The 22,000-nt window shown below is 64.1% G+C and carries 19 protein-coding genes; 10 read left to right on the plus strand and 9 right to left on the minus strand.

From position 1 onward, the window contains the following. Nucleotides 1–14 precede the first annotated feature (14 nt). Complete coding sequence (locus tag AC5WEY_RS20410; protein WP_495647275.1) at nt 15–1,181, minus strand: DNA recombination protein RmuC; 1,167 nt, start codon at nt 1,179–1,181, stop codon at nt 15–17. 136 nt (nt 1,182–1,317) lie between these two features. Between AC5WEY_RS20410 and AC5WEY_RS20415 the strand changes: the two genes are divergently transcribed. Further along, on the plus strand, nt 1,318–2,502 hold the full coding sequence (locus AC5WEY_RS20415) for an exonuclease SbcCD subunit D (protein WP_495647276.1): 1,185 nt from the start codon (nt 1,318–1,320) through the stop codon (nt 2,500–2,502). After that, the gene (locus tag AC5WEY_RS20420; RefSeq protein ID WP_495647277.1) at nt 2,499–5,498 is read left to right on the plus strand and encodes an AAA family ATPase; all 3,000 of its coding nucleotides are present in this window, start codon (nt 2,499–2,501) and stop codon (nt 5,496–5,498) included. Before AC5WEY_RS20415 ends, AC5WEY_RS20420 begins: the two co-directional genes overlap by 4 nt. On the opposite strand, the gene AC5WEY_RS20425 is transcribed toward AC5WEY_RS20420, so the two are convergent. The 6 genes from AC5WEY_RS20425 to AC5WEY_RS20450 form a co-directional block, all read right to left on the minus strand. Continuing rightward, nucleotides 5,480–6,721: an AI-2E family transporter gene (locus tag AC5WEY_RS20425; RefSeq protein ID WP_495647278.1), complete on the minus strand. Its 1,242-nt coding sequence runs from the start codon at nt 6,719–6,721 to the stop codon at nt 5,480–5,482. The two genes, AC5WEY_RS20420 and AC5WEY_RS20425, sit on opposite strands and share 19 nt — an antisense overlap. 97 nt (nt 6,722–6,818) lie before the next feature. Further along, complete coding sequence (locus AC5WEY_RS20430) at nt 6,819–7,316, minus strand: methylated-DNA--[protein]-cysteine S-methyltransferase (protein WP_057475315.1); 498 nt, start codon at nt 7,314–7,316, stop codon at nt 6,819–6,821. Then, complete coding sequence (locus tag AC5WEY_RS20435; RefSeq protein ID WP_495647279.1) at nt 7,313–8,779, minus strand: AlkA N-terminal domain-containing protein; 1,467 nt, start codon at nt 8,777–8,779, stop codon at nt 7,313–7,315. The genes AC5WEY_RS20430 and AC5WEY_RS20435 overlap by 4 nt, the downstream gene beginning before the upstream one ends. A gap of 113 nt (nt 8,780–8,892) precedes the next feature. Continuing rightward, nucleotides 8,893–9,063 (minus strand): YbdD/YjiX family protein, encoded by a 171-nt coding sequence (locus AC5WEY_RS20440; protein ID WP_072692145.1) that lies wholly within the window; start codon nt 9,061–9,063, stop codon nt 8,893–8,895. Then, nucleotides 9,064–11,337 carry a carbon starvation CstA family protein gene (locus AC5WEY_RS20445; RefSeq protein ID WP_495647280.1) on the minus strand — a complete coding sequence of 758 codons (2,274 nt, stop codon included), beginning with the start codon at nt 11,335–11,337 and terminating at the stop codon, nt 9,064–9,066. A gap of 134 nt (nt 11,338–11,471) precedes the next feature. Further along, on the minus strand, nt 11,472–12,662 hold the full coding sequence (locus tag AC5WEY_RS20450; RefSeq protein ID WP_495647281.1) for an ROK family protein: 1,191 nt from the start codon (nt 12,660–12,662) through the stop codon (nt 11,472–11,474). Between the two features lie 133 nt (nt 12,663–12,795). On the opposite strand from AC5WEY_RS20450, the gene edd reads away from it, so the two are divergent. From edd to AC5WEY_RS20465, 3 genes are all read left to right on the plus strand, one after another. Next, on the plus strand, nt 12,796–14,619 hold the full coding sequence (gene edd / locus AC5WEY_RS20455) for a phosphogluconate dehydratase (protein ID WP_495647282.1): 1,824 nt from the start codon (nt 12,796–12,798) through the stop codon (nt 14,617–14,619). Nucleotides 14,620–14,648: 29 nt separating this feature from the next. Then, entirely contained in the window at nt 14,649–15,266 is a 618-nt protein-coding gene (gene eda, locus AC5WEY_RS20460) for a bifunctional 4-hydroxy-2-oxoglutarate aldolase/2-dehydro-3-deoxy-phosphogluconate aldolase (protein WP_495647283.1), read from the plus strand. An 84-nt stretch (nt 15,267–15,350) separates the two neighbouring features. Continuing rightward, nucleotides 15,351–15,665: a CD225/dispanin family protein gene (locus AC5WEY_RS20465; protein WP_495647284.1), complete on the plus strand. Its 315-nt coding sequence runs from the start codon at nt 15,351–15,353 to the stop codon at nt 15,663–15,665. 22 nt (nt 15,666–15,687) lie between these two features. Here the strand turns inward: AC5WEY_RS20465 and AC5WEY_RS20470 are convergent, their stop codons facing one another. Continuing rightward, entirely contained in the window at nt 15,688–16,458 is a 771-nt protein-coding gene (locus AC5WEY_RS20470; RefSeq protein ID WP_495647285.1) for an SDR family NAD(P)-dependent oxidoreductase, read from the minus strand. Nucleotides 16,459–16,560: 102 nt separating this feature from the next. On the opposite strand from AC5WEY_RS20470, the gene AC5WEY_RS20475 reads away from it, so the two are divergent. The 5 genes from AC5WEY_RS20475 to AC5WEY_RS20495 all read left to right on the plus strand — a co-directional run bounded on the left by AC5WEY_RS20475 (nt 16,561) and on the right by AC5WEY_RS20495 (nt 21,051). After that, complete coding sequence (locus AC5WEY_RS20475; protein WP_495647286.1) at nt 16,561–17,397, plus strand: helix-turn-helix transcriptional regulator; 837 nt, start codon at nt 16,561–16,563, stop codon at nt 17,395–17,397. Between the two features lie 34 nt (nt 17,398–17,431). After that, entirely contained in the window at nt 17,432–18,226 is a 795-nt protein-coding gene (locus AC5WEY_RS20480) for a TIGR03620 family F420-dependent LLM class oxidoreductase (protein ID WP_495647287.1), read from the plus strand. Between the two features lie 12 nt (nt 18,227–18,238). Then, a complete protein-coding gene (ychF, locus tag AC5WEY_RS20485) occupies nt 18,239–19,318 on the plus strand; it encodes a redox-regulated ATPase YchF (protein ID WP_057475323.1) in 1,080 nt (359 codons plus the stop codon). A 248-nt stretch (nt 19,319–19,566) separates the two neighbouring features. Continuing rightward, a complete protein-coding gene (locus AC5WEY_RS20490) occupies nt 19,567–20,301 on the plus strand; it encodes a hypothetical protein (protein WP_495647288.1) in 735 nt (244 codons plus the stop codon). Nucleotides 20,302–20,757: 456 nt separating this feature from the next. After that, on the plus strand, nt 20,758–21,051 hold the full coding sequence (locus tag AC5WEY_RS20495) for a tyrosine-type recombinase/integrase (RefSeq protein ID WP_495647358.1): 294 nt from the start codon (nt 20,758–20,760) through the stop codon (nt 21,049–21,051). Here the strand turns inward: AC5WEY_RS20495 and AC5WEY_RS20500 are convergent. Continuing rightward, nucleotides 21,041–21,970 carry a DUF2971 domain-containing protein gene (locus tag AC5WEY_RS20500; RefSeq protein ID WP_495647289.1) on the minus strand — a complete coding sequence of 310 codons (930 nt, stop codon included), beginning with the start codon at nt 21,968–21,970 and terminating at the stop codon, nt 21,041–21,043. The genes AC5WEY_RS20495 and AC5WEY_RS20500 overlap by 11 nt on opposite strands. Between the last annotated feature and the right edge of the window lie 30 nt (nt 21,971–22,000).

Here is a 22,000-nt window from a genome sequence, read left to right on the forward strand (position 1 = left end):
AGGTTAGCCGTAGTTCAGCCGACTGCATCGTCGACATGACCGAAGTCGTGGCGGTAGCGGGACGAATCGGACAGTGTGGGGCGACCGTCCACCCGACCGATCGTCACCGGCTCGGCGTCGAACAGCTCGAGTTCGTGCAGTTTTCTCGCCGTCACGCTCACTCTGGAGTCGACCGATCCGACGGTGGAGTTGAACGAGTCCACGGCCTTGCCGAGATTGGCCCCGAGCTTGTCCAGGTGCGTCGACACGACTCCGATGCGGGTGTACAGCTCGCGCCCCAACTGCTGAATGCGCGCCGCGTCCTCTGCCAACGATTCCTGCTTCCAGGTGTAGGCCACCGTGCGCAACAGCGCGACCAGGGTGGTTGGGGTGGCCAGGATCACGTTCCTGCCGAAGGCGTACTCGAGCAGGCCGGTGTCGGACGTCAGTGCCGCGTCCAGAAACGGGTCGCCGGGTACGAACAGCACGACGAATTCCGGCGTCGGCTCGAACGCCTCCCAGTACGCCTTGTCGGCCAACTGATCGATGTGGGTTCGCAGCTGTTTGGCGTGACGACGCAGGTTCTTCTCGCGAACGCCCGGGTCCTCGTCCTGAGCGGCATCGAGATAGGCCGCAAACGGCACTTTGGCGTCGACGACGATCTGACGACCGCCGGCGAGCCGGACGACCATGTCCGGTCTGATGCCGTCCTTGCTGACCTGGGTGTCGAAATCGCAGTGCTTGAGCATGCCGGCGAGTTCGACGACCCGCTCGAGCTGAATCTCGCCCCACCGTCCTCTGATCTGCGGTGCGCGCAGCGCCGTCACCAGCTGACCGGTTTGGGTGGACAGATGCATCGACGCTCGATGCATGCCGGTGACCTGCTCGGACAATCCTGCGTACGCCCGGATCCGGTTGTGCTCGACTTGCCGGACGTGCTCGGACAAGGCATCGACGGCGTCGTGCAACGGCTCGACCAGGTGCGAGACCTGTTGCCCGATCACGGTGGAGTTGCGTCGAGCGGAATCCTCGTTGACCGCGCTCAGCGACTGCCGAAGCATGCCTTCGTGCTCGCGCAGAGCAGCCAGTTGCGCCTCCGCCCGGACAGCTCTGTCTCCCATCCGCGAGGCGTGCAGCAACCAGCCCACCACCGCTCCGATGCCGAGGGCGACGAGCAGGCCGAGCGCCGTGAGAATGTTCATGGAGCCGATGGTGCAGTACGGCACCGACAAGTTCGGTCGGGCAACACTATGGGTCGACACTGTGGGTCGATGCTCACGTCCGACAGGCCGACAAGCCTCGAATAGTTTGTCGGTGGCACCCGATAGCGTCGTTCCCATGAGAATCCTGCACACCTCGGACTGGCACATAGGTCGCACCTTTCACGGTGTCGACCTGTTGGCGGATCAGGCTGCAGTGCTGGGGTCCATCGCGGAACTGGTTGCGACACAAGCGATCGATGTGGTGGTGGTACCGGGCGACATCTACGACCGCGCTGTGCCCAGCGCCGATGCCGTACTCGTCTGCAATCGCGGGCTGGAGGCAATTCGAGCTGCGGGTGCAGTCATCGTCGCGACGTCGGGAAACCACGACTCTCCGGCTCGGCTGGGAGCCGGTGCTGCGTTCGCTTCGGCGGGAGGCCTGCACCTGATGACTCGGGTGGGCGATGTTGCGACACCGGTCGTGATCGACGACGAGCACGGCGGCGTTGCGTTCTACGGCATTCCGTACCTCGAGCCGGAGACCACCCGCCTGGAACTCGATGTTCCCGCAGCGCGTACCCACGCCGAGGTGCTCGGAGCCGCGATGGATCGCGTTCGTGGTGATCTGGAGTCGAGAGGCGCTGCAGGACAGCATGTTCGGTCGGTGGTGCTTGCTCATGCGTTCATCGTCGGTGGTGAAGCGACCGGTTCGGAGCGGTCCATTTCCTCCGGCGGTATCGAAACCGCACCGGCGTCGGCGTTCGACGGTGTCGACTACGTGGCGCTCGGTCATCTCCATTCTCCGCAGGTTCTCACCGAGCGAGTGCGGTACTCGGGGTCTCCGCTGCCGTATTCGTTCGGCGAGCGATCGCACCGCAAGGCCGTGTGGATTCTCGAACTCGATGCGAACGGGCTCGGCACTGTCGAGCGGGTCGACCTGCCGGTGGTGCGCGGGCTCGCCCGTATCGAAGGCACGGTCGAGGAATTGCTGTCGGATGCAACCTATTCCGACGTCGAGGATCACTACGTCTCTGCCGTGCTCACCGACGATGTCCGCCCGGTCGACGCAATGCGATTGCTGCAGCAGCGGTTTCGGCACGCGATACACCTCGAGTGGCGTCGCCCCGAGGGGTCGGGAGAGCTTCGCTACCGCGACCGGGTGCGCGGTCGCAGTGATCTTGCCATCGCCACCTCGTTCCTGACGGACATGCGTAGCGAGCCCACCGCAGCGGAGTCCGCATTGATGGCCCGGGCGCTGGCGTCGGTGCATCGCGAGGACGAAGCCACCGACGGTGCTGCTGCAGACCGCGGTGCTGCGTGAGACTACATTCGCTCGAGATCACCGCTTTCGGACCTTTCGCGGGTACCGAGACGGTCGATTTCGACGCTCTCGGAGCCGACGGGCTCTTCCTGTTGCACGGGCACACGGGGGCCGGCAAGACGACGGTGCTCGACGCCGTGGCGTTCGCGCTGTACGGAACCGTTCCCGGAGCACGTCGTGAGGGCAAGCGACTGCTGTCCGACCACGCGGCCGTGGGAGCGGTCCCGAAGGTGACCCTCGAGGCGACCCTCGGTGGACGACGCATCCGAATCGTGCGTAGTCCGGAGTTCCTGCGTCCCAAGCTCAGAAGTACCGGAACAACCAAGCAACACGCCAAAGCCAGTCTCACCTGGCTCGACGGTCGCGGGCAGAACCTCACCCGGCTCAGCGAGATCGGCGATGCAGTCAATGCGTTGCTCGGAATGAGCGCCGACCAGTTCTTCCAGGTGGTGCTGTTGCCGCAGGGGGAGTTCGCTCGATTCCTGCGAGCCGACAGTGACGAGCGCGGAAGCCTGCTCGAAAGGCTCTTCGACACAGGCCGATTCGGTGATGTCGAAGAGTGGTTAGCGCAGCGCCGCCGAGAGTTGGCCGCCGGTCTCGCCGATGCCCACCACCACATCGACATCATGCTGGGGCGGGTATCGCAGGCATCGGGAGTTCCCGAGCCCGTCACCGATGACCGCGAACAACTCGACTGGGCGGCCGACGTCCTGGCAGACGCTCGCCAGAATCGGACTCTGGCTCAAGGGCGCGCGGTGCTGGTCGACGCGGCGGCTCGACGTGCGTCCGAGGCGCTGGCTCGGGCCACGACGGTTCTGGATCTGCAGCGCAGACGCGCTCTCGCCGAGGAGCAGCTCGCACAGCACCACGACGGCGAGTCGGCACGGGCAGCGCGCAGAACCGAGCTGGCCGACTCCGTGGCCGCAGGACCGATCGCCGAAGCAGCTGCAGACCTGTCCCTGGCTCGCGCGGCGGGCGAGGCGGCTACCGCCGCGCTGGCAGCAGCCGAGCGCGAGCTGCCGACATCGCTGGAGGGCAAGCGGTTTCACGACGCACTGCATTGGCCACCCGCGCCGGGCGATCCTGCGGACGAGCGCACCGTCGTCGCGCAGTTCGTGCGCGACTGGACCACCGACGTTGCAAGGATGCAGTCGTTGCTCGGCGTCGTTCGCGAAGCAGACAAGCTGGACGGTGCCCTGGTCGATTATCGAGCGCAACAACGCAGCGCTGTGGCGCAGATCGAGAAAACCGAGCAGCGACAGGCCTCGATGCCAGAGAAGATCGTGGCCGCCGAAACCCGGGCGGCGCGAGCCGAAGCCGCCGCGGCACAGTTAGCGAGCCTCGAGGAGCGTTGCGAGCGTGCCCGCGCAGCAGCTGAATCCGCAATCGAATTGGTGCGTAAGCGTGCCGCGCTTGTCGAGTGCGAACGTTCGCGTGACACCGCCGCTGCCGCACACAACACCGCATGGGAGCGCCTGCTCGATCTTCGTGAGCGCCGCATCGAGGGGATGGCAGCAGAGCTGGCGGCCCGCCTGAAAGACGGCGAGCCGTGCCAGGTGTGTGGATCGGCCGCGCATCCGCACCCCGCAGCGGCCTCGACGTCGACGGTCACCAAGGCGCAGGAAGACAAGGCAGCCGCCGCCGAACGTAAGGCGGCCGCCGCCCTCGATCAGGCGGTCGGGGCTGTCGCCGAGGCCAGACTCGCAGTGGACCTGCTGCACGATCGCACCGGGGGAGCCACTCTCGCTGAGCTGACTCAGGCCCTCGATACCGCAACGAGTTCGGTGCAGGATGCCCGTGCGATCGCGGCGGATGCCGACCCGGCGAGAGCGGAACTGAGCCGACTGCGCCGCGAGAAGGACGAACTGGCGGTCACGCTCAACAACCTCGTCGCTTCACGCGTAGCCGTGGACGAGCGAATATCGGCCACCGAGGAATCGTTGGCGCAGATGCGTGCGTCGGTGTCGCAGGAAGTGGGCGAGGGCGAGTCGCTGATCGATCGAATTGCCGAGCGCGAGGCCTTGATCGACGGTGCACGGCGAATTCAGGAGGCGCGGATCGTCTGGCTCGATGCCACCGCGCAGTCCGATGCGTTGCGTGCAGAGCTGGACCGACGTGTTGCCGCATCGAGCTTTGAATCCGTCGAGGCTGCGGCAGCGTGCGCTCTCACCGCCGATCGCGTCGAGCACATCGAGGCCGAACTCCGCGCCGCCGACGAGCGGCGAGCGCATGCCGAGCACGTACTACGTGAGCCCGCCATCGTTGCCGTCGCCGGGCACGCACCGGTGGACCTGAACCCGTTGCGACAGGCCTGTGCCGAACTCGACAGTCAGGTCAGGTCCGCTGCCGCCGCGGTCGCGGAATCCCGAAGGCGCGCAGACGATCTGGAACGGCTGATCGCGGAACTGTCGACTGCGGCCGAGGCCATCGCGCCGCAACGCGCGGAATTCGACGAGCTCGCCAACCTGGCGGACGTGGTGGCCGGGCGAGGGCAGAATGCACGAAAGATGTCGCTACGGTCCTACGTTCTCGCATCCCGGCTCGAGGACGTCGCCGAGTCGGCCTCCGCGCGCCTGCGTCGGATGTCCTCGGGTCGATACGAATTCGTCCATTCGGACGAGGCGGGTGCCAGGGGCAAGCGCGGTGGCCTCGGCCTCGATATCCGCGACGATTACACCGGCGTCGTCCGCTCGGCGAAGACTCTCTCCGGTGGCGAAGCGTTCCTTGCCTCGCTGGCACTGGCGTTGGGCCTCGCTGACGTCGTGGCTGCCGAATCCGGTGGCGTCGTACTCGACACCATGTTCATCGACGAGGGGTTCGGTACCCTCGATGCCGACACGCTCGAGCAGGTGATGGCCGTCCTCGACGAACTACGCGCAGGCGGCCGCGTCGTCGGCGTAGTCAGCCACGTCGACGAGATGCGCCAGCGCATTCCCAGCCGTCTCTACGTCAAACGCGAGCGCACCGGGTCGACGCTTCAGGTCGTCGCGTCCTGACCTGAAGCAGGCTTGTCCGGCTTCGACTCGCCCTCGTCGTCCAGACCGGCCTGCTCCTCGGTCAGTCCCTCGGGCGGCGGGATTTCGTCCTCGAGTTCGTCCTGGTCCGGTTCGTTCGAGCGCGCGTCGATCTGTTCGGACAGGTACCGGATCAGCACTGCGGCAACAGCAGCGGCCGGGACCGCGAGAAACGCACCGATGATTCCGAACAACGAGCTGCCGCCCGCCACCGCGAGGAGCACGATCGCCGGATGCAGGTTCATGCTTCGACTCTGCAGAATCGGCTGCAGCACATTGCCTTCCAACTGCTGGACCGCGACGATGATGGCGAGCACGATCAGCGCCGTCGTCAGCCCGTTCGCCACCAGGGCCACGAGAACTGCGAGCGCACCCGCGACGAACGCGCCGACGATCGGGATGAACCCACCGAGGAACGTCAGCGTTGCGAGTACCAGCGCCAGCGGAACGCCGAGAATGACGAGTCCGAGGCCGATGAAGAAGGCGTCGATGAAGCTGACGATGGCCTGCGTTCGGATGAAGCCGCCGAGCGTCGCCCACATCCGCGAGAGCACCTCGCCCAGATGGCGTCCGGCGCGGCCACCGGAGAATCCGTGCAACCACGGCAGGAACTTCGGTCCGTCCTTCACGAAGAAGAACGACAGCACCAGCACCAACGCCAGGGTGACCAGCAGTGAGCCGGCCGCCGATACGCCACTGAACACGCCGGTCGCGATGACGTCTCCGCTGTCCTGCAGCCGCGAGATGATGGCCGACACGGCCGTGTCGATCTGGTCGTCACCGATGTTCAGCGGCGGCCCCTTCAGCCAGTCCTGAACCTGCGCAATGCCGCCCGATGCCTGGTCCACCAGCTCGGGGGCCTGTTCGGCCACCGACGGAATGATCAGGGTGATGACGCCGCCGATGACGACGAAGAACACCACGAGCGAGACCGACGCGGCCAGCGCGGGCGGAAATCCGAGCCGCATCATCAACTTTGCAGGCGGCCACAAGACCGTCGCGACGATGACCGCCAGCAGGACCGGCAACAGGATCACCCACAGATGACCGATCAGCCAGCCGAACACCCATGCCCCGGCCGCGATCGAGACGAGGATGAGCGACCATTTGGCGAGCCACAGGCCGCCGACCCCGATGAGGTCACCGCGGTCCTTGCCGGACGTGGCGGAGGCCGTGGATTTTCCTGGCACTGCCGATTCGGTCACGGGGGTTTCCTCACAGTCGGCGGATGGCGGATCGTGAAGAACCATATCGCCCGGGACCGTTCGGCCGTGGGTCACCGCCCACCCGACGCGGCAGCGTTCAGGCCGCTTCGTGCGCCAACAGCCATTTCTTCGCGGGCAGCCCCCACCGGAATCCGCCGAGGGCACCGCCGATGCGGACCACCCGGTGACACGGCACGAACAGCGCGGCGGCATTACGCGCACAGGCGGACGCCGCACCGCGGATGGCAGCGGGTCGGCCGGACAGCTCCGCGAATTCGGAGTAGGTCACCGGAGTTCCGGGCTCGACGGTGCGCAATACATCCCAGGCGTGCATCAAGAATTCGCCGGACCGTTGCGCTACGGGCACCTCGTCGATACGCGTCAGCTCGCCGCGGTGGTAGGCGTCGACGGCTGCGGTGACCGTACCGAGGTCGGCGGCACTGCGAACGGCGTCGGGCCGCATCGTCGGGTGAATCAGGATTCGCAGCTCCTCGACATCATCGGTCCATCCCGACGCGAGCACGCGCTGATCGTCGTCGACGATAGTGGTGAACGGGCCGATCGGGGTGTCCTGGGTGGCGGACATAGCGGTCATGACTGTCTTCTTTCCAGTGCGGTGATCCACAGGTGCATCGAGACGTAGGAACGCCACGGAGCCCAGCGGGCGGAGTCCTTCAACGAGATGTCCAGCGCAGCCGCACCTTGGCGAACGACCAGGTCGGTGTCGAGGAGAACGTCGGGGTCACCGAGCAACCGCATCACGACGTAACGAGCCGTCCACGGCCCGATTCCTTTGAGCGCAAGCAATTCTCGCTCCAGCTCGGGACCCTCTCGCGCGGGATGCAATTCGACGGTTCCCGACGCGATGGCGTCGGCGACGCGGATGACGGTCTGCACGCGGGCTGCAGGGCCGGTGAGGACCTCGTGTCCGCGTTCGGCGATGACGGCGGGCTCGGGAAACAACCTGGTGACGGTTCCGTCGCCCAGGTCCAGCGGTGTGCCGAGGGCGTCGACGAGCCGGGCGGTGTGGGTGGCCGCAGCCTTCAACGAGATCTGCTGCCCGATCACGGTGCGCAGCAGCATCTCTGCGCCGTCGACCACCCCGAGGGCCCGAATTCCCGGGTGAGCCTCGACGCTCGCTGCCAACTGTGGGTCGGTGCGTAGGGCCTCGTCGACGGCGAGTGGATCGGCGTCGAGATCCAGCAGGTGGCGGATTCGGGCGACGGCGGGAGCGAGGTCACGCATGTCCTGCAATGTCACTGCGGCACTCACGAATCCGTCCAACACCCGCAGGGCTACCAACCCGCCGGCGTGCGGCAGGCGCAGTGATCGGACGTATTCTCCGTCTTCGGAGAACGACTCGATGCCCTCGACCACGTGACCTCGAAGGAACCACTCGATCCAGCCCCGGTCCAGCGGCTGACGATAGGGCAGGCGCAACGTGACCGTGCCACCTGTGGTTGCCACCGCGGTGCGGTGTGCTTCGCGGCGCAGCGTGGACGGATCAACCGCGAACACTTCCTTGACGGTGTCGTTGAACTGCCGGACGCTGGAAAAGCCTGCTGCGAAGGCGATGTCGGCCATCGCCATGTCGGTGGTCTGAATCAGAGTTCGGGCGGTGTGAGCGCGGTGCGCGCGGGCCAGTGCCAGCGGGCCTGCCCCGACCTCGGCCGTCAATACCCGCGTCAGTTGCCTGCTCGAGTAGCCGAGGGTGCTGGCGAGACCGTCGACGCCGCCGCGCTCGACAGCCCCGTCGGAGATGAGTCGCATCGCGCGGGAGCTGAGGTCGGAGTGGATGTTCCAGCGTGGGGAACCGGGGGTGGCGTCGGGTTGGCAGCGGCGGCACGCGCGGTAGCCCGATTGTTGAGCTGCAGCGGCCGTGGCCAGGAACGAGACGTTGTCGGGCTTGGGTGTCCGAGCCGGACAGGACGGGCGGCAGTAGATGCCGGTGGTACGAACGGCGGTGAAGAACTGGCCGTCGAACCGTGCGTCACGCGAGGAGACCGCGCGATAACACCGCTCGAAGTCCAGTTCTTGCACCTGCCGTTCGTTGCTCATGTACCTACTGTGTCAGCGCAACCCCGTCAGTGCTAGCGGGAATCGGACATCGCTGAGGTCGTGCGCGTTTTGCGTACCTGGAGGGGCGCAAAACGCGCACGAGGGCAAAGCCCCTAACAGCAGCGTGCCCCTGGATTCCGGTCCGCTTCCGCGTGCCGGTCTTTCCAGTACTGCCGCACCGTCGGTGGTTCCTGACCCGGATGGTGCCGGGCCAGGTGGGCGACGTACCGGTCGTAATCGTGGTCGCCCATCACCGAGGTGATCCACCACCAGAGCCCGCGCATCTAGTGCGCCGACCCGGGGCGTCGAACGGTGCCGGCATCGATCAGCTCGTCCCACTCGGCCTGGATCTGCTTCTCGGCGGGGGTGAGAACGAATCCGGCGGGGCCGAAGATCTTCGACGGCACCTCCGGCTCCTCGTTGTCCGGCAGATCGGCTCCGCGAACGGCCCTGACGCACACGATGACTCCGGCGATGACGACGACCAGGACGAGTACCGCGAAGATGATCGACAGCGTGCCCTGGATGAAGGTGTTGCGGATGACGGCATCGATGGCCTCGGGAGTTTTCGCGCTGCCGAAGCTGCTGAGCCCCTGCGCCTTTGCATCACGGAACTGTGAGTGCTGGGTCCAGTAACCGATGGCCGGGGTGGAGGAGAAAATCTTCTGGTACGAGGCCGTCATCGTGACGATGAGGTCCCACGCCAGCGGAACTCCGGGAATCCAGGCCCACTTGTAGAGGCCACGCTTGACGACGATGACCATCACCACCGTCAACGCGATCGCTGCGAGCAACTGGTTGGCGATACCGAACAGCGGGAACAGGGTGTTGATGCCGCCGAGGGGGTCGGTGACGCCCATGAGAAGGATTGCACCCCAGGCTGCGACGACGATGACGGAGCAGATCCAGGCGCCGGGACGCCAGGACGGGTCCTTGAACTTCTTGGCCGAGGCACCGGGCAGGTTGCCGATGCTGTCGGAGAGCATGAAGCGTGCGACGCGGGTGCCGGCGTCGACCGTGGTGAGGATGAACAGGGCCTCGAACATGATCGCGAAGTGGTACCAGAACGACTTGAGCGATTCGCCGCCGAACACCTGGTGCAGTACCTCGGACATGCCGAATGCGAGTGTCGGTGCGCCGCCGGTGCGCGAGATGATCGATTCCTCGCCCACATCGGCTGCCGCCTGACTCAGTTCGTTCGCCGAGATGTCGCCGCCGCTCAGTCCCAATCCGTTCACATACGTTGCCGCGGTCTCCGGAGTGCCGCCGGTCAGCGTCGCCGGCGCATTCAGCGCGAAGTAGATGTGCTGATCGAGAACACAGGCGGTGATGAGAGCCATGATGGCGACGAACGACTCGGTGAGCATGCCGCCGTAGCCGATCATGCGCATCTGCTTTTCCTTCTCGAGCAACTTCGGCGTGGTGCCGGAGGAGATCAGAGCGTGGAAACCGGAGAGTGCGCCGCAGGCGATGGTGATGAACAGGAACGGGAACAGCGATCCGGCGAATGCCGGGCCGTTGCCCTCGGTGGCGAAACTCGTCATGGCGGGCATCTGAATCTCGGGGCGCGCGATGAGAATGCCGACGGCCAGCAGGGCGATGGTGCCGACCTTCATGAACGTCGACAGGTAGTCGCGCGGTGCAAGCAACAGCCACACCGGCAGGATGCAGGCGAGCAGACCGTAGCCGATCAGCAGCCAGGCGACCGTCACCTTGGACAGGGTGAACCAGTCGGTGCCCCACTCGGTTTCGGCTACCCAGCCGCCGGCGACGATGGCGAGCAGTAGCAGGACGACACCGATGAGCGAGACCTCGGTGACGTTGCCCGGTCGCAGGAAGCGCAGGTACACACCCATGAACAGTGCGATGGGGATGGTCAGCGCGATGGAGAAGACGCCCCATGGGCTTTCGGCGAGCGCGTTGACGACGACGAGTGCGAGCACCGCGATCAGGATGATCATGATGACGAACACTGCGACCAGAGCCGCGGTTCCGCCGACGACTCCGAGCTCGTCCCGGGCCATCTGGCCGAGGCTGCGGCCGTTGCGGCGCGTCGAGATCCACAGCACCAGGAAGTCCTGGACGGCACCGGCGAACACGACGCCGATGATGATCCACATCGTGCCGGGTAGGTAGCCCATCTGGGCCGCGAGGACGGGTCCGACGAGGGGACCGGCACCGGCGATGGCGGCGAAGTGGTGGCCGAACAACACCCGACGATCCGTCGGCATGTAGTCCTTGCCGTTTTCCAGAATCTCGGCCGGTGTCGCTCGGTCGTCGCGAGGAAAGACGATCTTGCGTTCGATCAACCTGGCGTAGAAGCGAAACGCGAAGATGTAGGTGCAGACGGCGGCGATGACGAACCAGACGGCGTTGGGGTTCTCCCCGCGCACGATGGCGATGATCGTCCATGCGACACCGCCGAGCAGGCCGATCGCGACGAGCATCAGACGCTTGATCGGCGTCATCGGATGTGACTCGACGACGCCGACGGGCGGCAGATCGGGGTCCGTCTTCAGCAGTTCGACGTGTGGTTCGTCGGGCGCTTTCAGTGACATGTGTGGGGTCTCCAGGATCGCAGGTGTGACTGCGATCACCCTATGTGTGCAGTCGGTGCGCGTCCTCGAATCGGCGCATCGCGGTGCGCCCGGCGGTCGCTGGAGTGCGACGAACGGAAAACGTGGCCGGGGTGTCAGCTACCGAGAGCGTTGTCGACGGCCCGGGCGCTGAGTACCTGATCCAACACCAGTGCTGCGCTGCCGATGACCCCCGAGAGGTCGCCGTGCGTGGTGGCCTGGATGGTGAGCGCCTTGGTGGCCAGTGCGGTCGCGTTTCCGTAGACGGTCTCGCGCAGTCCTGCGACGAAGATGTCGTAGGCGTTGGCCATGTCGCCGCCGACGATGAGCACCTCGGGGTTGAGCAGGTTCACGGCTCCGGCGAGGGTTTCGCCGATGTGGCGTCCACTGTCGCGGATGAGTCTGCGTGCTTCGGGGTCACCGCTCACCGCGAGGTCGACGACACCGCGGATGTGGCCCACTTCTCGGCCCTGCTCGTTGAGCGCGCGCACCAGTGCCCAGCCGCCGGCAATGGCCTCCAGGCAGCCGCTGTCGCCACACCGACATGCGACGCCCGCTGCCGCTGCGGTCTTGGTGTGGCCGAATTCGCCTGCAGCGCCCAGTGATCCACGCTGTAGGGCCCCGCCCGCGACAATTCCGGCACCCAGACCCGTCGAGGCCTTGACCAAGAGGGCGTTATGGAAGCGATCGCGATTGTCCCGGCGTTCGGCAAGGACCATCGCGTTGGCGTCGTTGTCGAGAAAGACCGGAGCAGATGTGGTGTCGGCGAAGTACGGGGCCAGTGGCACTCCGTCCCAGCCGTGCATGATCGGTGAGTCCAGGCTGCAGCCGCGTGCGGTGTCGGCGGTGCCGGGTATGGACAGGCCGACGCCGAGAATGCGATGTTCGGTTCGGTTCGATTCGTCGAGCAATGCCTGCAAGCGCTTCGTGATCTGCGGCATCAGCTCGTCCGGCCCGATGCCGATTTCCTGATCGACGGTATCGCCGGCGAGAAATTCTCCACCGAGAGTGAAGACGCCGAGTTGCGAGCGGCTGCGTCCGATCGCAGCGGCGAGCACGACACCCGCGTCGACGTCGAAGGACAGTCGCGCCGGGGGGCGTCCACCCGTCGACTGGGTGTCCTCGGTTTCGATGATCAAGCCGAGTCCGGTGAGTGCGGCGACACGGGAGGCGACGGCCGACCGGGACAGTCCGGTGATCCGGCCCAATTCGGCGCGGGTGTCGGCTTCTCCGTCGCGAACCAGAGCAAAGATCTCACCTGCGGTCGCAGGTGGAGCGCTCAGGCGCGGCATCGACATATACGCCATTCAACCAACTGGCAACTTTTACGGCAACACCCTAAGAATTGCCACTTAGAACTTTGAAAAACATAAGTTGGGTTGCTGATGGGCCTAACTGGCTTTAGGCTGAGTCGTGAGAGACCGAACATCGGAGATACTCATGGACACACTTCATCCAGTCCTGCGTCAGGTCACCGACCGCATCGCAGACCGCAGCCAGTCCGGCCGCACCACATATCTCGCTCGAATCGCTGCTGCCGCTGATCAGGGCCCGGCCCGTGGCCGACTCGCCTGCGCCAACATCGCCCACGGCTTCGCGGCCGCCGGCAAGGCCGACAAGCAAGCGCTGCGCGGCATGGTCAAACCCAACATCGCGATCGTCTCCGCCTACAACGACATGCTCTCGGCGCACAAGCCGTTCGAGACCTACCCGGCCGTACTCAAGAAGTCGGTCATCGATGCAGGTGGCATCGCGCAGTTCGCCGGTGGCGTCCCCGCCATGTGCGACGGCATCACGCAGGGCCGCGACGGCATGCAGCTGTCATTGTTCAGTCGGGACATCATCGCGATGTCGACGGCAATTGCGTTGTCCCACGACATGTTCGACGCCACCCTGATGCTCGGCGTGTGCGACAAGATCGTCCCCGGAATGCTCATCGGCGCACTGAGTTTCGGCCATCTTCCCGCGGTGTTCGTGCCTGCGGGCCCGATGACGTCCGGACTTCCCAACGGCGAGAAGGCAAAAGCGCGTCAGCTCTATGCCGAGGGCAAGGTGGGCCGGGAGGCTCTGCTGGACGCGGAGGCCGCGTCGTATCACGGCAGTGGCACGTGCACGTTCTTCGGAACGGCCAATTCCAACCAGCTGCTCATGGAGGTCATGGGTCTGCATCTGCCGGGCTCGTCGTTCGTCAACCCCGGAACCGCGATGCGCGACGCGCTCACTCGCGAAGCCGCTCACGTCGTCACCGGTCTGACCTCGTTGGGCGACAACTACACCCCGGTCGGAGAGATCGTCGACGTGAAGTCGATCGTCAACGGCTGCGTTGCGCTGCTGGCCACCGGCGGCTCGACCAATCACACGATGCACCTCGTCGCCATCGCGAAAGCTGCCGGCATCACGCTGACGTGGCAGGACCTGTCGGATCTGTCGGCCGTGGTGCCACTGATGGCCCGGATCTACCCGAACGGCAAAGCCGACGTCAACCACTTCCATGCGGCCGGTGGACTCGGGTTCGTCATCGGGTCTCTGCTCGACGCCGGGTTGATGCACGAGGATGTGAAAACCGTTGCCGGGCAGGGCCTGCGGCGCTACACGCAAGAGCCTAAGCTCGACGGCGACGGGGTGATGTGGCAGGACGGTACTCGGATGAGCCACGACGACAGCGTGTTACGTGGCGCGAACGAGCCGTTCAGTGCCGACGGTGGACTGAAGATGCTGACCGGGCCGATCGGAAAATGTGTCATCAAGACTTCTGCGTTGGCACCCGAACACCGCGTGGTCACCGGACCGGCGCGAGTGTTCGACGATCAAGCCGACTTCCTCGAAGCGTTCGACGCCGGGCTTCTCGACGGCGACTTCGTTGCCGTGCTGCGTTATCAGGGCCCGCAGGCGAACGGTATGCCCGAGTTGCACAAGCTCACTCCGGCTCTGGGAATTCTGCAGGACAAGGGGCGGTCCGTCGCACTGATCACGGACGGCCGGATGTCCGGTGCCTCCGGCAAAGTCGCTGCGGCAATTCACCTCACGCCCGAGGCCGCGAGTGGGGGACCGATTGCGAAAATTCTCGACGGTGACATCATCACCCTCGACTCTCTCGACGGCACATTGTCGATCGACGTTCCGCTCGACGAGTTCGAGGCTCGGCCGGTCACCGGACGAGTCCTGGACAAGGACGAGTGGTCGAGCACCGGTCGTGACCTGTTCTCGGGCATGCGTGCGCTCGTCGGCCCTGCCGACGAGGGTGCAATGTTCGTCATGCGCTGAGCCCCCACAACTCCGAAAAAGGTAGAAACGTGACTGCATCTCTGCTCGACCGCGTACCCGTCATCCCCGTGGTCGTCATCGACAACCTCGATCATGCTGTTCCGATCGCACGTGCCCTGGTGGCGGGCGGAGTGCCCGTCATCGAGCTCACGCTGCGGACTCCGGTGGCACTCGACGCCATCGAGCGCATCGCGGCGGAAGTCCCCGAAATCCTCGTCGGCGCAGGCACGATCATCACTCCCGGTCAGGCCAAGCAGGCGGCCGACGCGGGTGCTCAATTCCTGGTCTCGCCCGGTTGCACGCCGTCCCTGACGAAGGCCATGCGAGACACCGGACTACCGCATTTGCCCGGTGCCGCAACAGTGTCCGAGGTGCTCACGCTGCTCGAAGCCGGCTACACAGAGCTCAAGTTCTTTCCGGCCGAGGCATCGGGCGGCGCGAACTTCTTGAAGTCGATCCACTCGCCTATCCCGGCCGCCCGTTTCTGCCCGACGGGTGGAATCTCCACCGCCAATGCCTCGGCGTACCTGGCGCTGCCGAACGTCGGATGCGTCGGGGGATCGTGGCTCACTCCGGCCGCGGCTGTCGCAGAACAAGATTGGGATGTAATCGTCGCTCTTGCGGCGGCCACGGCCGAACTGGTCTGAGATTCCCCCTCCTCCGAGGGAACCAGACGTGGCGATGCGGCGTCCTACTGGTTGTCCGTCATCGAACTATCGGGGGAGATTCTCATGTCAGGTCCGTACGAGCAACCGTTCCCAGCCGCACAGCCGTTTCCACCTGCGCAGCCCTATGTCCAGACGCCCACCCTGCCGTCCTCGAACGCAGGCTGGGCCGTCGTGGCCATCATCTTCTTCTGGCCGCTGGCCATTCCCGCGTTCAACCATGCACTGAAGGTGCACCCACTGTGGATGATGGGAGACGTTCAGGGAGCAGAGTATTCGTCGAGTCGTGCCGCGTTCTTCGGGAAGCTGTCGCTGATCATTTTCGGTGCCTTCATCGTTCTCTACCTTGCGTTCATCGGCTTGGTCGTCTCGACCATGTGACGGGTCGGCGGCGGTTCACTGCTCACCCGCGGGTGACCGAGATGCCGCCGTCGATGTACAGCGTCGTTCCGTGAACCATCGCGGCGTTGTCCGAGACCAGAAACAGAACGCCGTCGGCGATGTCCTGCGGAGAGAGCACTGTGCCTGCCGGTGTGCCGGCCGTCATGGCGTCGAGGACTTGACGAGCATCCTCGTTGCCCGGGGTGAGAGTTGCCCCGGGTGCGAGCGCGTTCACTCGCACGCCGTGTGGTCCGAACTCGGCGGCCCAGCTGCGGGTGAGCTGTTCGTCTGCGGCTTTGGTGGCGGAGTACATCGCGGCGAAGGGGCTGCCCATCGTGGCCATCCACGACCCGATGTTGACGATGACTCCAGTGCCCCGCTCGGCCATGGCCGGGGCCAGCGCGCCGACGAGCACGTGTGGAGCTCGGACGTTGACGGCAAGCATCGCGTCGAGCTGGTCGTCGGGAAGGTCCGCCGTCGAGGTGGCCGGATAGATACCGGCGTTGTTGACGAGAATGTCGACGCGGCCGCCGAGAGCGTCGGTGCTGCGGGCAGCGAAGTCGCGGAGCTCCTGGTAGGTGCCCGAGAGATCGACGTCGACGAAGGTCGCGGTGCCGCCTGTCTCGGAAATGCGGTGCGCCAGGGCTTTGCCGCGCTCGGCGTCGCGGCCGCTGACGACCACCGAGGCTCCCTGGGCGGCGAGGGTGAGTGCGATGGCAGCACCGATTCCACTGGTCGATCCGGTGACGACGGCGGTGCGTCCGAGGAGCTGGGATGAAGTAGAAGATGTCATGACGCCATGTCTACGGTCGGTCGAGGCCGTGAACCAGGCGTCGTTCTGCCTAGGTCTGTCATGACCAGGTTGGCGATCGCCCGTGTGGTTACTGTGGAATTCGTGAACAAGGACAGGTCCGCCCTCAGCGCGTTTCTGCGTGATCGGCGCGACCGCATGACCCCGACCGAGGCTGGGCTTCCTACCTATCCCGGTGCCCGACGGGTGCCTGGGCTTCGGCGAGAAGAGCTGGCGTCGTTGGCCGGAGTGAGTCCGGATTATTACAGCAAACTCGAACAGGGTCGCCAGGCCAACGTCTCACCCGAGGTGCTGCGGGCAATCGCCGGTGCGTTGAAGCTCGATGAAGTCGAGTGTGCGCATCTACTCGATCTCGCGTCCCCGGCTGTGCCCACCGAGGATGTTGCGCAGCTACCGAATCCGGGTCTGCTTCAGGTCATGAAAACCCTCGACCACGTTCCGGTGATTCTGCTCGGGCGCAACGGGGTGATCCTGGCCGGCAACTCGCTGGTTCGATCCGTTCTGAGTCTGCAACCGTCCGCTGATCGCTCGTTGTTCCACTATCTCTTTCGCAATCCCATCGCCCGTGAGCGAATCGTCAATTGGTCGCAGTTCGCGGCGGCCTCGGTTGCGGCGCTGCGTCGCGATCTTGCTCGTCGACCGGGAGACCCGACCCTGAGTGCGATGATCGACGAATTACGTTCATCCGAGCCGTGTTTCGAGCAATGGTGGTCCGATCACGAGGTCGCCGAATTTGCAGGCGCAACCAAGATCATTCAGCATCCCGCGGCAGGCACCCTGCAATTCGGGATCGAGTTTCTGACGTCGCCGAGCGCACCGGATCAAAGTCTGATCGTCTACACAGTCGAGGAAGGATCGAGCACGGCGAAAGTCCTGCCGATCCTGGCGAGCTGGGACCCGAGTTCGGCGATCACCTCTTGACCTGAACAACGCTCGAGGTTTTAGCGTCGTAGCCATGAACACACACGGACTCGGCACAATCGGCATTTCCATCGACGTGTCACCGTCGTATCTCGACGATGCACGCGCGTTGGAATCACTCGGATTCACCTCGTTGTGGCTGCCGGGTGGGCAGATCGATCGGCTCGGCAGGCTGGCCGATCTGGTTCACGCGACCGAGACCGCCACCATCGTTCCGGCAATCGTGCCGGTCGATGTGTACTCGCCTGCGCAGGCCTGCGGACTGTTCGACGAGCTCTCGGGCACCGGTCGATTCGTCCTCGGCCTGGGCGGACCGCAGAGTGCCCGGCCTCTGGCCGGGTTGAGGAAGTACCTCGACGAGCTCGAGGTCCCCACCGATCACCTTCTGCTCGCAGCGCTCGGTCCGAAGAAATTGGAGCTGGCGCGGGACCGTGCTGCCGGTGCAATCGGGTTACTGGTGACGCCTGACTGGACGGCGCAGACGCGCGATGCACTCGGTGAGTCGACGCTGGTGGTCGACCAGTTCGTCGTGGTCGAGTCAGATCCGGATCGAGCCCGCGCCGCAGCTTGGGAGCCACTGAGCTTTCTCGCGACAGTCCCGGGCTATCGCCAGAACTTCCTGCGGATGGGCTTCACCGAGGCCGATGTCGACGAGCTCAGCGACCGACTGGTCGACGGCCTGGTGGTGTGGGGGAGCATCGACGACATTGCCGAGAGGGTGGCCGCCCACCACGCTGCCGGCGCAGATCACGTGGTTCTCGCGCCCCTCGGTGCGTCGAGTATCGACGCTGGCCGGGCACTGTCCGAACTGGTGGCGACGTCAAAGTAGACTCCATAGACCGTGAGCCTCACCCTCGGAATCGTCGGACTGCCCAACGTCGGCAAGTCCACCCTCTTCAACGCACTGACCAACAACGATGTGCTGGCCGCGAACTATCCGTTCGCCACCATCGAGCCCAACGTCGGTGTGGTCGCGCTGCCGGATCCCCGGCTCGAGAAGCTGGCCGAGGTGTTCGGTTCGGAGAAGCTCGTGCCCGCGCTGGTGTCGTTCGTCGACATCGCCGGCATCGTCAAGGGAGCGTCCGAGGGCGCTGGCCTGGGCAACAAGTTCCTCGCCAACATTCGTGAGGCCGACGCCATCTGTCAGGTCGTTCGGGTTTTCGCCGACGACGACGTGGTGCACGTCGATGGTCGCGTCGACCCGACCGCAGACATCGAGGTCATCGAAACCGAACTCGCCATCGCCGATCTGCAGACTCTGGAGAAGGCCATCCCGCGCCTCGAGAAAGAGGTGCGGATCAAGAAGGATCGCAAGCCTGCACTCGACGCGGCCCTGGCTGCCCAGGCCGTGCTGAACGACGGCAAGACGTTGTTCTCGGCCAAGGCGAAGCTGGACTTCGAGCTGCTGGGTGAATTCCAACTGCTCACCACCAAGCCTTTCCTGTACGTCTTCAACGCAGACGAGTCGGTGCTGACCGACGATGCGAAGATCGGCGAACTCGCTCGCCTCGTCGCTCCCGCCGATGCCGTGTTCCTCGACGCGAAGATCGAATCCGAATTGCTCGAACTCGACAAGGAATCGGCAGCGGAGCTGCTCGAATCCGTCGGACAGACCGAGCCCGGTCTCGACGCGTTGGCTCGCGCCGGCTTCCACACCCTGGGCTTGCAGACCTACCTCACCGCAGGCCCGAAAGAGGCTCGGGCGTGGACGATTCATCGAGGCGACACTGCGCCGCAGGCGGCCGGAGTCATTCACACCGACTTCGAGCGCGGCTTCATCAAGGCCGAAATCGTTTCCTACGAAGACCTCATCGCGGCGGGTTCCATGGCCTCGGCCAAGGCCGCCGGGAAGGTGCGAATCGAGGGCAAGGACTACATCATGTCCGACGGCGATGTGGTGGAGTTCCGCTTCAACGTCTAGCCACGGCACCCATGGCGGCAAAACCGCAGGTGGTTTCCACGAGTTGTCGCTTAAATGTGCAGGTCAGCGTGGTTTTGTGTGCTGACCTGCACGCACCCTGTTGGGTGCGTGGCGGGATCGTAAGCGCCACCGCAATAGGGCTATTTTAGGGCTACGGGCGTTTCGCCTGCGTCACCGGCAGAGCGGACCGTAGGCTCCGGTGAGATCGTGATCTACCGGTAGGGTCGTCGCCAGGGAACGGACAACTGATGAGCCAGGTTCGCGCAATCATCGCAACTAGTCACGAGATCGATTCTGTATACGGGCGGGTGCGACTGACTGAAGGTGAGCTCGATCAAATGCTCGCGGCAGTTCGCTCCGGGTCTCTTCCGATGACGTTTAACCACGACGCACAGCAGCCGCTTGAGGCAACAGTTCTTGCGAGCGGTATCGAAGATACAGCCGACGGCCATCGTGCCCTCTGGTGCGAATTCGAGGTACCTGACTCCGAATGGGATTACGTCCAAGAGCAGATTAAGAAAAATAATGCGCCCGGTGGTTTTTCGTTCACAACTGGTCACGTCATCCAAGAATCGAAAGAGCCGCCTCTAATCGAACTCGCCGCTGATGAATACCACTTCAGCGAGGAAATCGTGGTGGCTGCCGCCGAGGCGATGTCGGCGAGCTTTCCGACCGAGGCATCACATATTCGTCAGTTTTGTATTGTGCCTGAGGCTGTGGTCTTCGTCACGTTCGCTTTCTCTGTATTGCAGGGTATCCCTGTAAACGTTCTTTCGCAGCTAGTTTACGACTCACTCAAGGGGCTCTTTACGCCGAAAGGTAAGAACACCTTTAACTTGCGAGTCAAGCAAGAGAACGGCCGCGTGGATACGAAAGTAAGTATCGTTACCGAAGACCCCGAGGGACTACGCGAAGCAGTCGAAAGACTCGCGGATTCGATTCGGGCAGCGCAGCCGCCGGACTCGGATGGCGCGCAGCGCTGAGTAGCGCACACAAGGAACGCCCCCGTCACCGAGGCAGGGTGACGAGGGCGTTCGCAGTCGGCTCCCGCGCCAACTCGGGGCCGAGTATTTTGTGGCCCACAACCTCCGGCTTGGTGGCGGCTAAGAGGCCTATCGGCGCTGGGGCTGGTTTGTTTTGCCGCGCAGTACGGGATGCGAGCCGGCGAGATGTGCGTACTGCGCCGGGGCAACGTCGAATTGCTCCGGAACCGGGTCACCGTTAGCGAATCCATCAGCACCATCAACTCCGGGGGAATGGTATGTGGTGCCACCCAAGACCAACAAAGACACGGCACGTACCGCTGACACCAGCGCTGGACGCTGCGCTGGGTACCCACGGGCTCCTCAAGCGCGGCGCGGTGCGTTCGCCCCCGAGGTGTACGTATGGTCCACGCCCGCGACTTCGAAAGACGAGCCGTACGGATCAACGCCGATGCAATGGGGCTGCGACTTTTACTGCGATACCGGAAGCAAGCTGCACCGGTCGCAGGATCTGCAAACACGTTGCGCACTCACGATTTACGACACACATGCGCGGCACTGCTCATTGCAGCGAACGTTCCGGTCAAGGTGATCCAGGCCCACCTCGGCCACTCGTCTTTTAAGGTAACGATGGACATATGCAGGCATCTCTACGATGACGCCAGCGATGTCGTCACCGACGCGATGGGTGCCGCATTCGTGCGTCCATCCGAACCGAGAAACGTAAGAAACCCTAGGGTTAACCTCTGAAGGACAATTCGCTGGTGGTTATCTTGATCGTGTGATTCTTGCCGAACTGCTGCTCTAACATGTACTTCAACGTCGACCGCCTCAACTCGATGTTCAATCCTGGGCCAACTGTTATTGCTTTTATTGCTTCCGGATCAAACTCGAGCTCAATATACGGCGTCGGTCCGATCCTGGACGGCCGGAACTTGACCGCACCTGCGTGAGACACGCAGATTCGGACTTCCTGTTCGTCCGCAAAGCCCCGCTCCTTGTAGAACGGAATCGATGTTTGTACCGCACCGATAGCCGCGATGGCGGCAAGCGCATGTCGATTTTCGGGTTTGATAAGATTCCCAAGAGGCGCGTTGGCCCCGGCAAGGTTAAACGCTTCTAGGTCCGCATCTGCATTGTGCAGAACTTCGTGCATTCTGCCAAGAACGGAGTGCATATAGTCCGCCTGACCCCACTCCTGGCCGTCGCCATACATGACTGGACGGCTCCTTACAGACTCGGCGTTGTCGTACGAGGCTGAAATGCTCTCAGTCAACTTTTCGAAATCGAACGTTATGCAATATCCCTCGCGCGCATATCCACGCCATTGTCCAAGATCGTCGATAAACCGCGAAAAGCAAGATACAAACTGCGAGTTCTTCGTGGTTTCCCCAACGCTTTCTAGCAAATCAATCGCAAATTCTACCGCTGCCGCTAGTTCTTCTGTGTAGGGTGTCTTATCATCTTCCCCTTTCTCAATGCTTCGAACAGCACTTCGTAGGGATTCGCATACTGAATTTAATCCGAATGCATATTCAAGGGAGTCGTTCAGAAATTGAATATTTGTCGCCCATAGTGTCTTGTTTTGCACGATGCCGATCAGGCCACCGGTGTCGGTGTAGTGATGGACTTCGTTCTCGTTCGGCACCGCATAGAACGCCTTCGTCATACAGGGAGTGTCTCACGGCAGTCCGGCAAC

It is taken from the genome of Rhodococcoides sp. S146-33 (genome assembly GCF_059489205.1).

Coding starts and splice junctions, on each gene's coding strand:
- AC5WEY_RS20465 (WP_495647284.1), top strand. CDS start 15,351: ATGTCAGGTCCGTACGAGCAACCGTTCCCAGCCGCACAGCCGTTTCCA.
- AC5WEY_RS20445 (WP_495647280.1), bottom strand. CDS start 11,337: ATGTCACTGAAAGCGCCCGACGAACCACACGTCGAACTGCTGAAGACG.
- AC5WEY_RS20430 (WP_057475315.1), bottom strand. CDS start 7,316: ATGACCGCTATGTCCGCCACCCAGGACACCCCGATCGGCCCGTTCACC.
- AC5WEY_RS20495 (WP_495647358.1), top strand. CDS start 20,758: ATGGGGCTGCGACTTTTACTGCGATACCGGAAGCAAGCTGCACCGGTC.
- AC5WEY_RS20470 (WP_495647285.1), bottom strand. CDS start 16,458: ATGACATCTTCTACTTCATCCCAGCTCCTCGGACGCACCGCCGTCGTC.
- AC5WEY_RS20410 (WP_495647275.1), bottom strand. CDS start 1,181: ATGAACATTCTCACGGCGCTCGGCCTGCTCGTCGCCCTCGGCATCGGA.
- AC5WEY_RS20450 (WP_495647281.1), bottom strand. CDS start 12,662: ATGGCGTATATGTCGATGCCGCGCCTGAGCGCTCCACCTGCGACCGCA.
- AC5WEY_RS20435 (WP_495647279.1), bottom strand. CDS start 8,779: ATGAGCAACGAACGGCAGGTGCAAGAACTGGACTTCGAGCGGTGTTAT.
- AC5WEY_RS20440 (WP_072692145.1), bottom strand. CDS start 9,063: ATGCGCGGGCTCTGGTGGTGGATCACCTCGGTGATGGGCGACCACGAT.
- edd (WP_495647282.1), top strand. CDS start 12,796: ATGGACACACTTCATCCAGTCCTGCGTCAGGTCACCGACCGCATCGCA.
- AC5WEY_RS20415 (WP_495647276.1), top strand. CDS start 1,318: ATGAGAATCCTGCACACCTCGGACTGGCACATAGGTCGCACCTTTCAC.
- AC5WEY_RS20500 (WP_495647289.1), bottom strand. CDS start 21,970: ATGACGAAGGCGTTCTATGCGGTGCCGAACGAGAACGAAGTCCATCAC.
- AC5WEY_RS20490 (WP_495647288.1), top strand. CDS start 19,567: ATGAGCCAGGTTCGCGCAATCATCGCAACTAGTCACGAGATCGATTCT.
- AC5WEY_RS20480 (WP_495647287.1), top strand. CDS start 17,432: ATGAACACACACGGACTCGGCACAATCGGCATTTCCATCGACGTGTCA.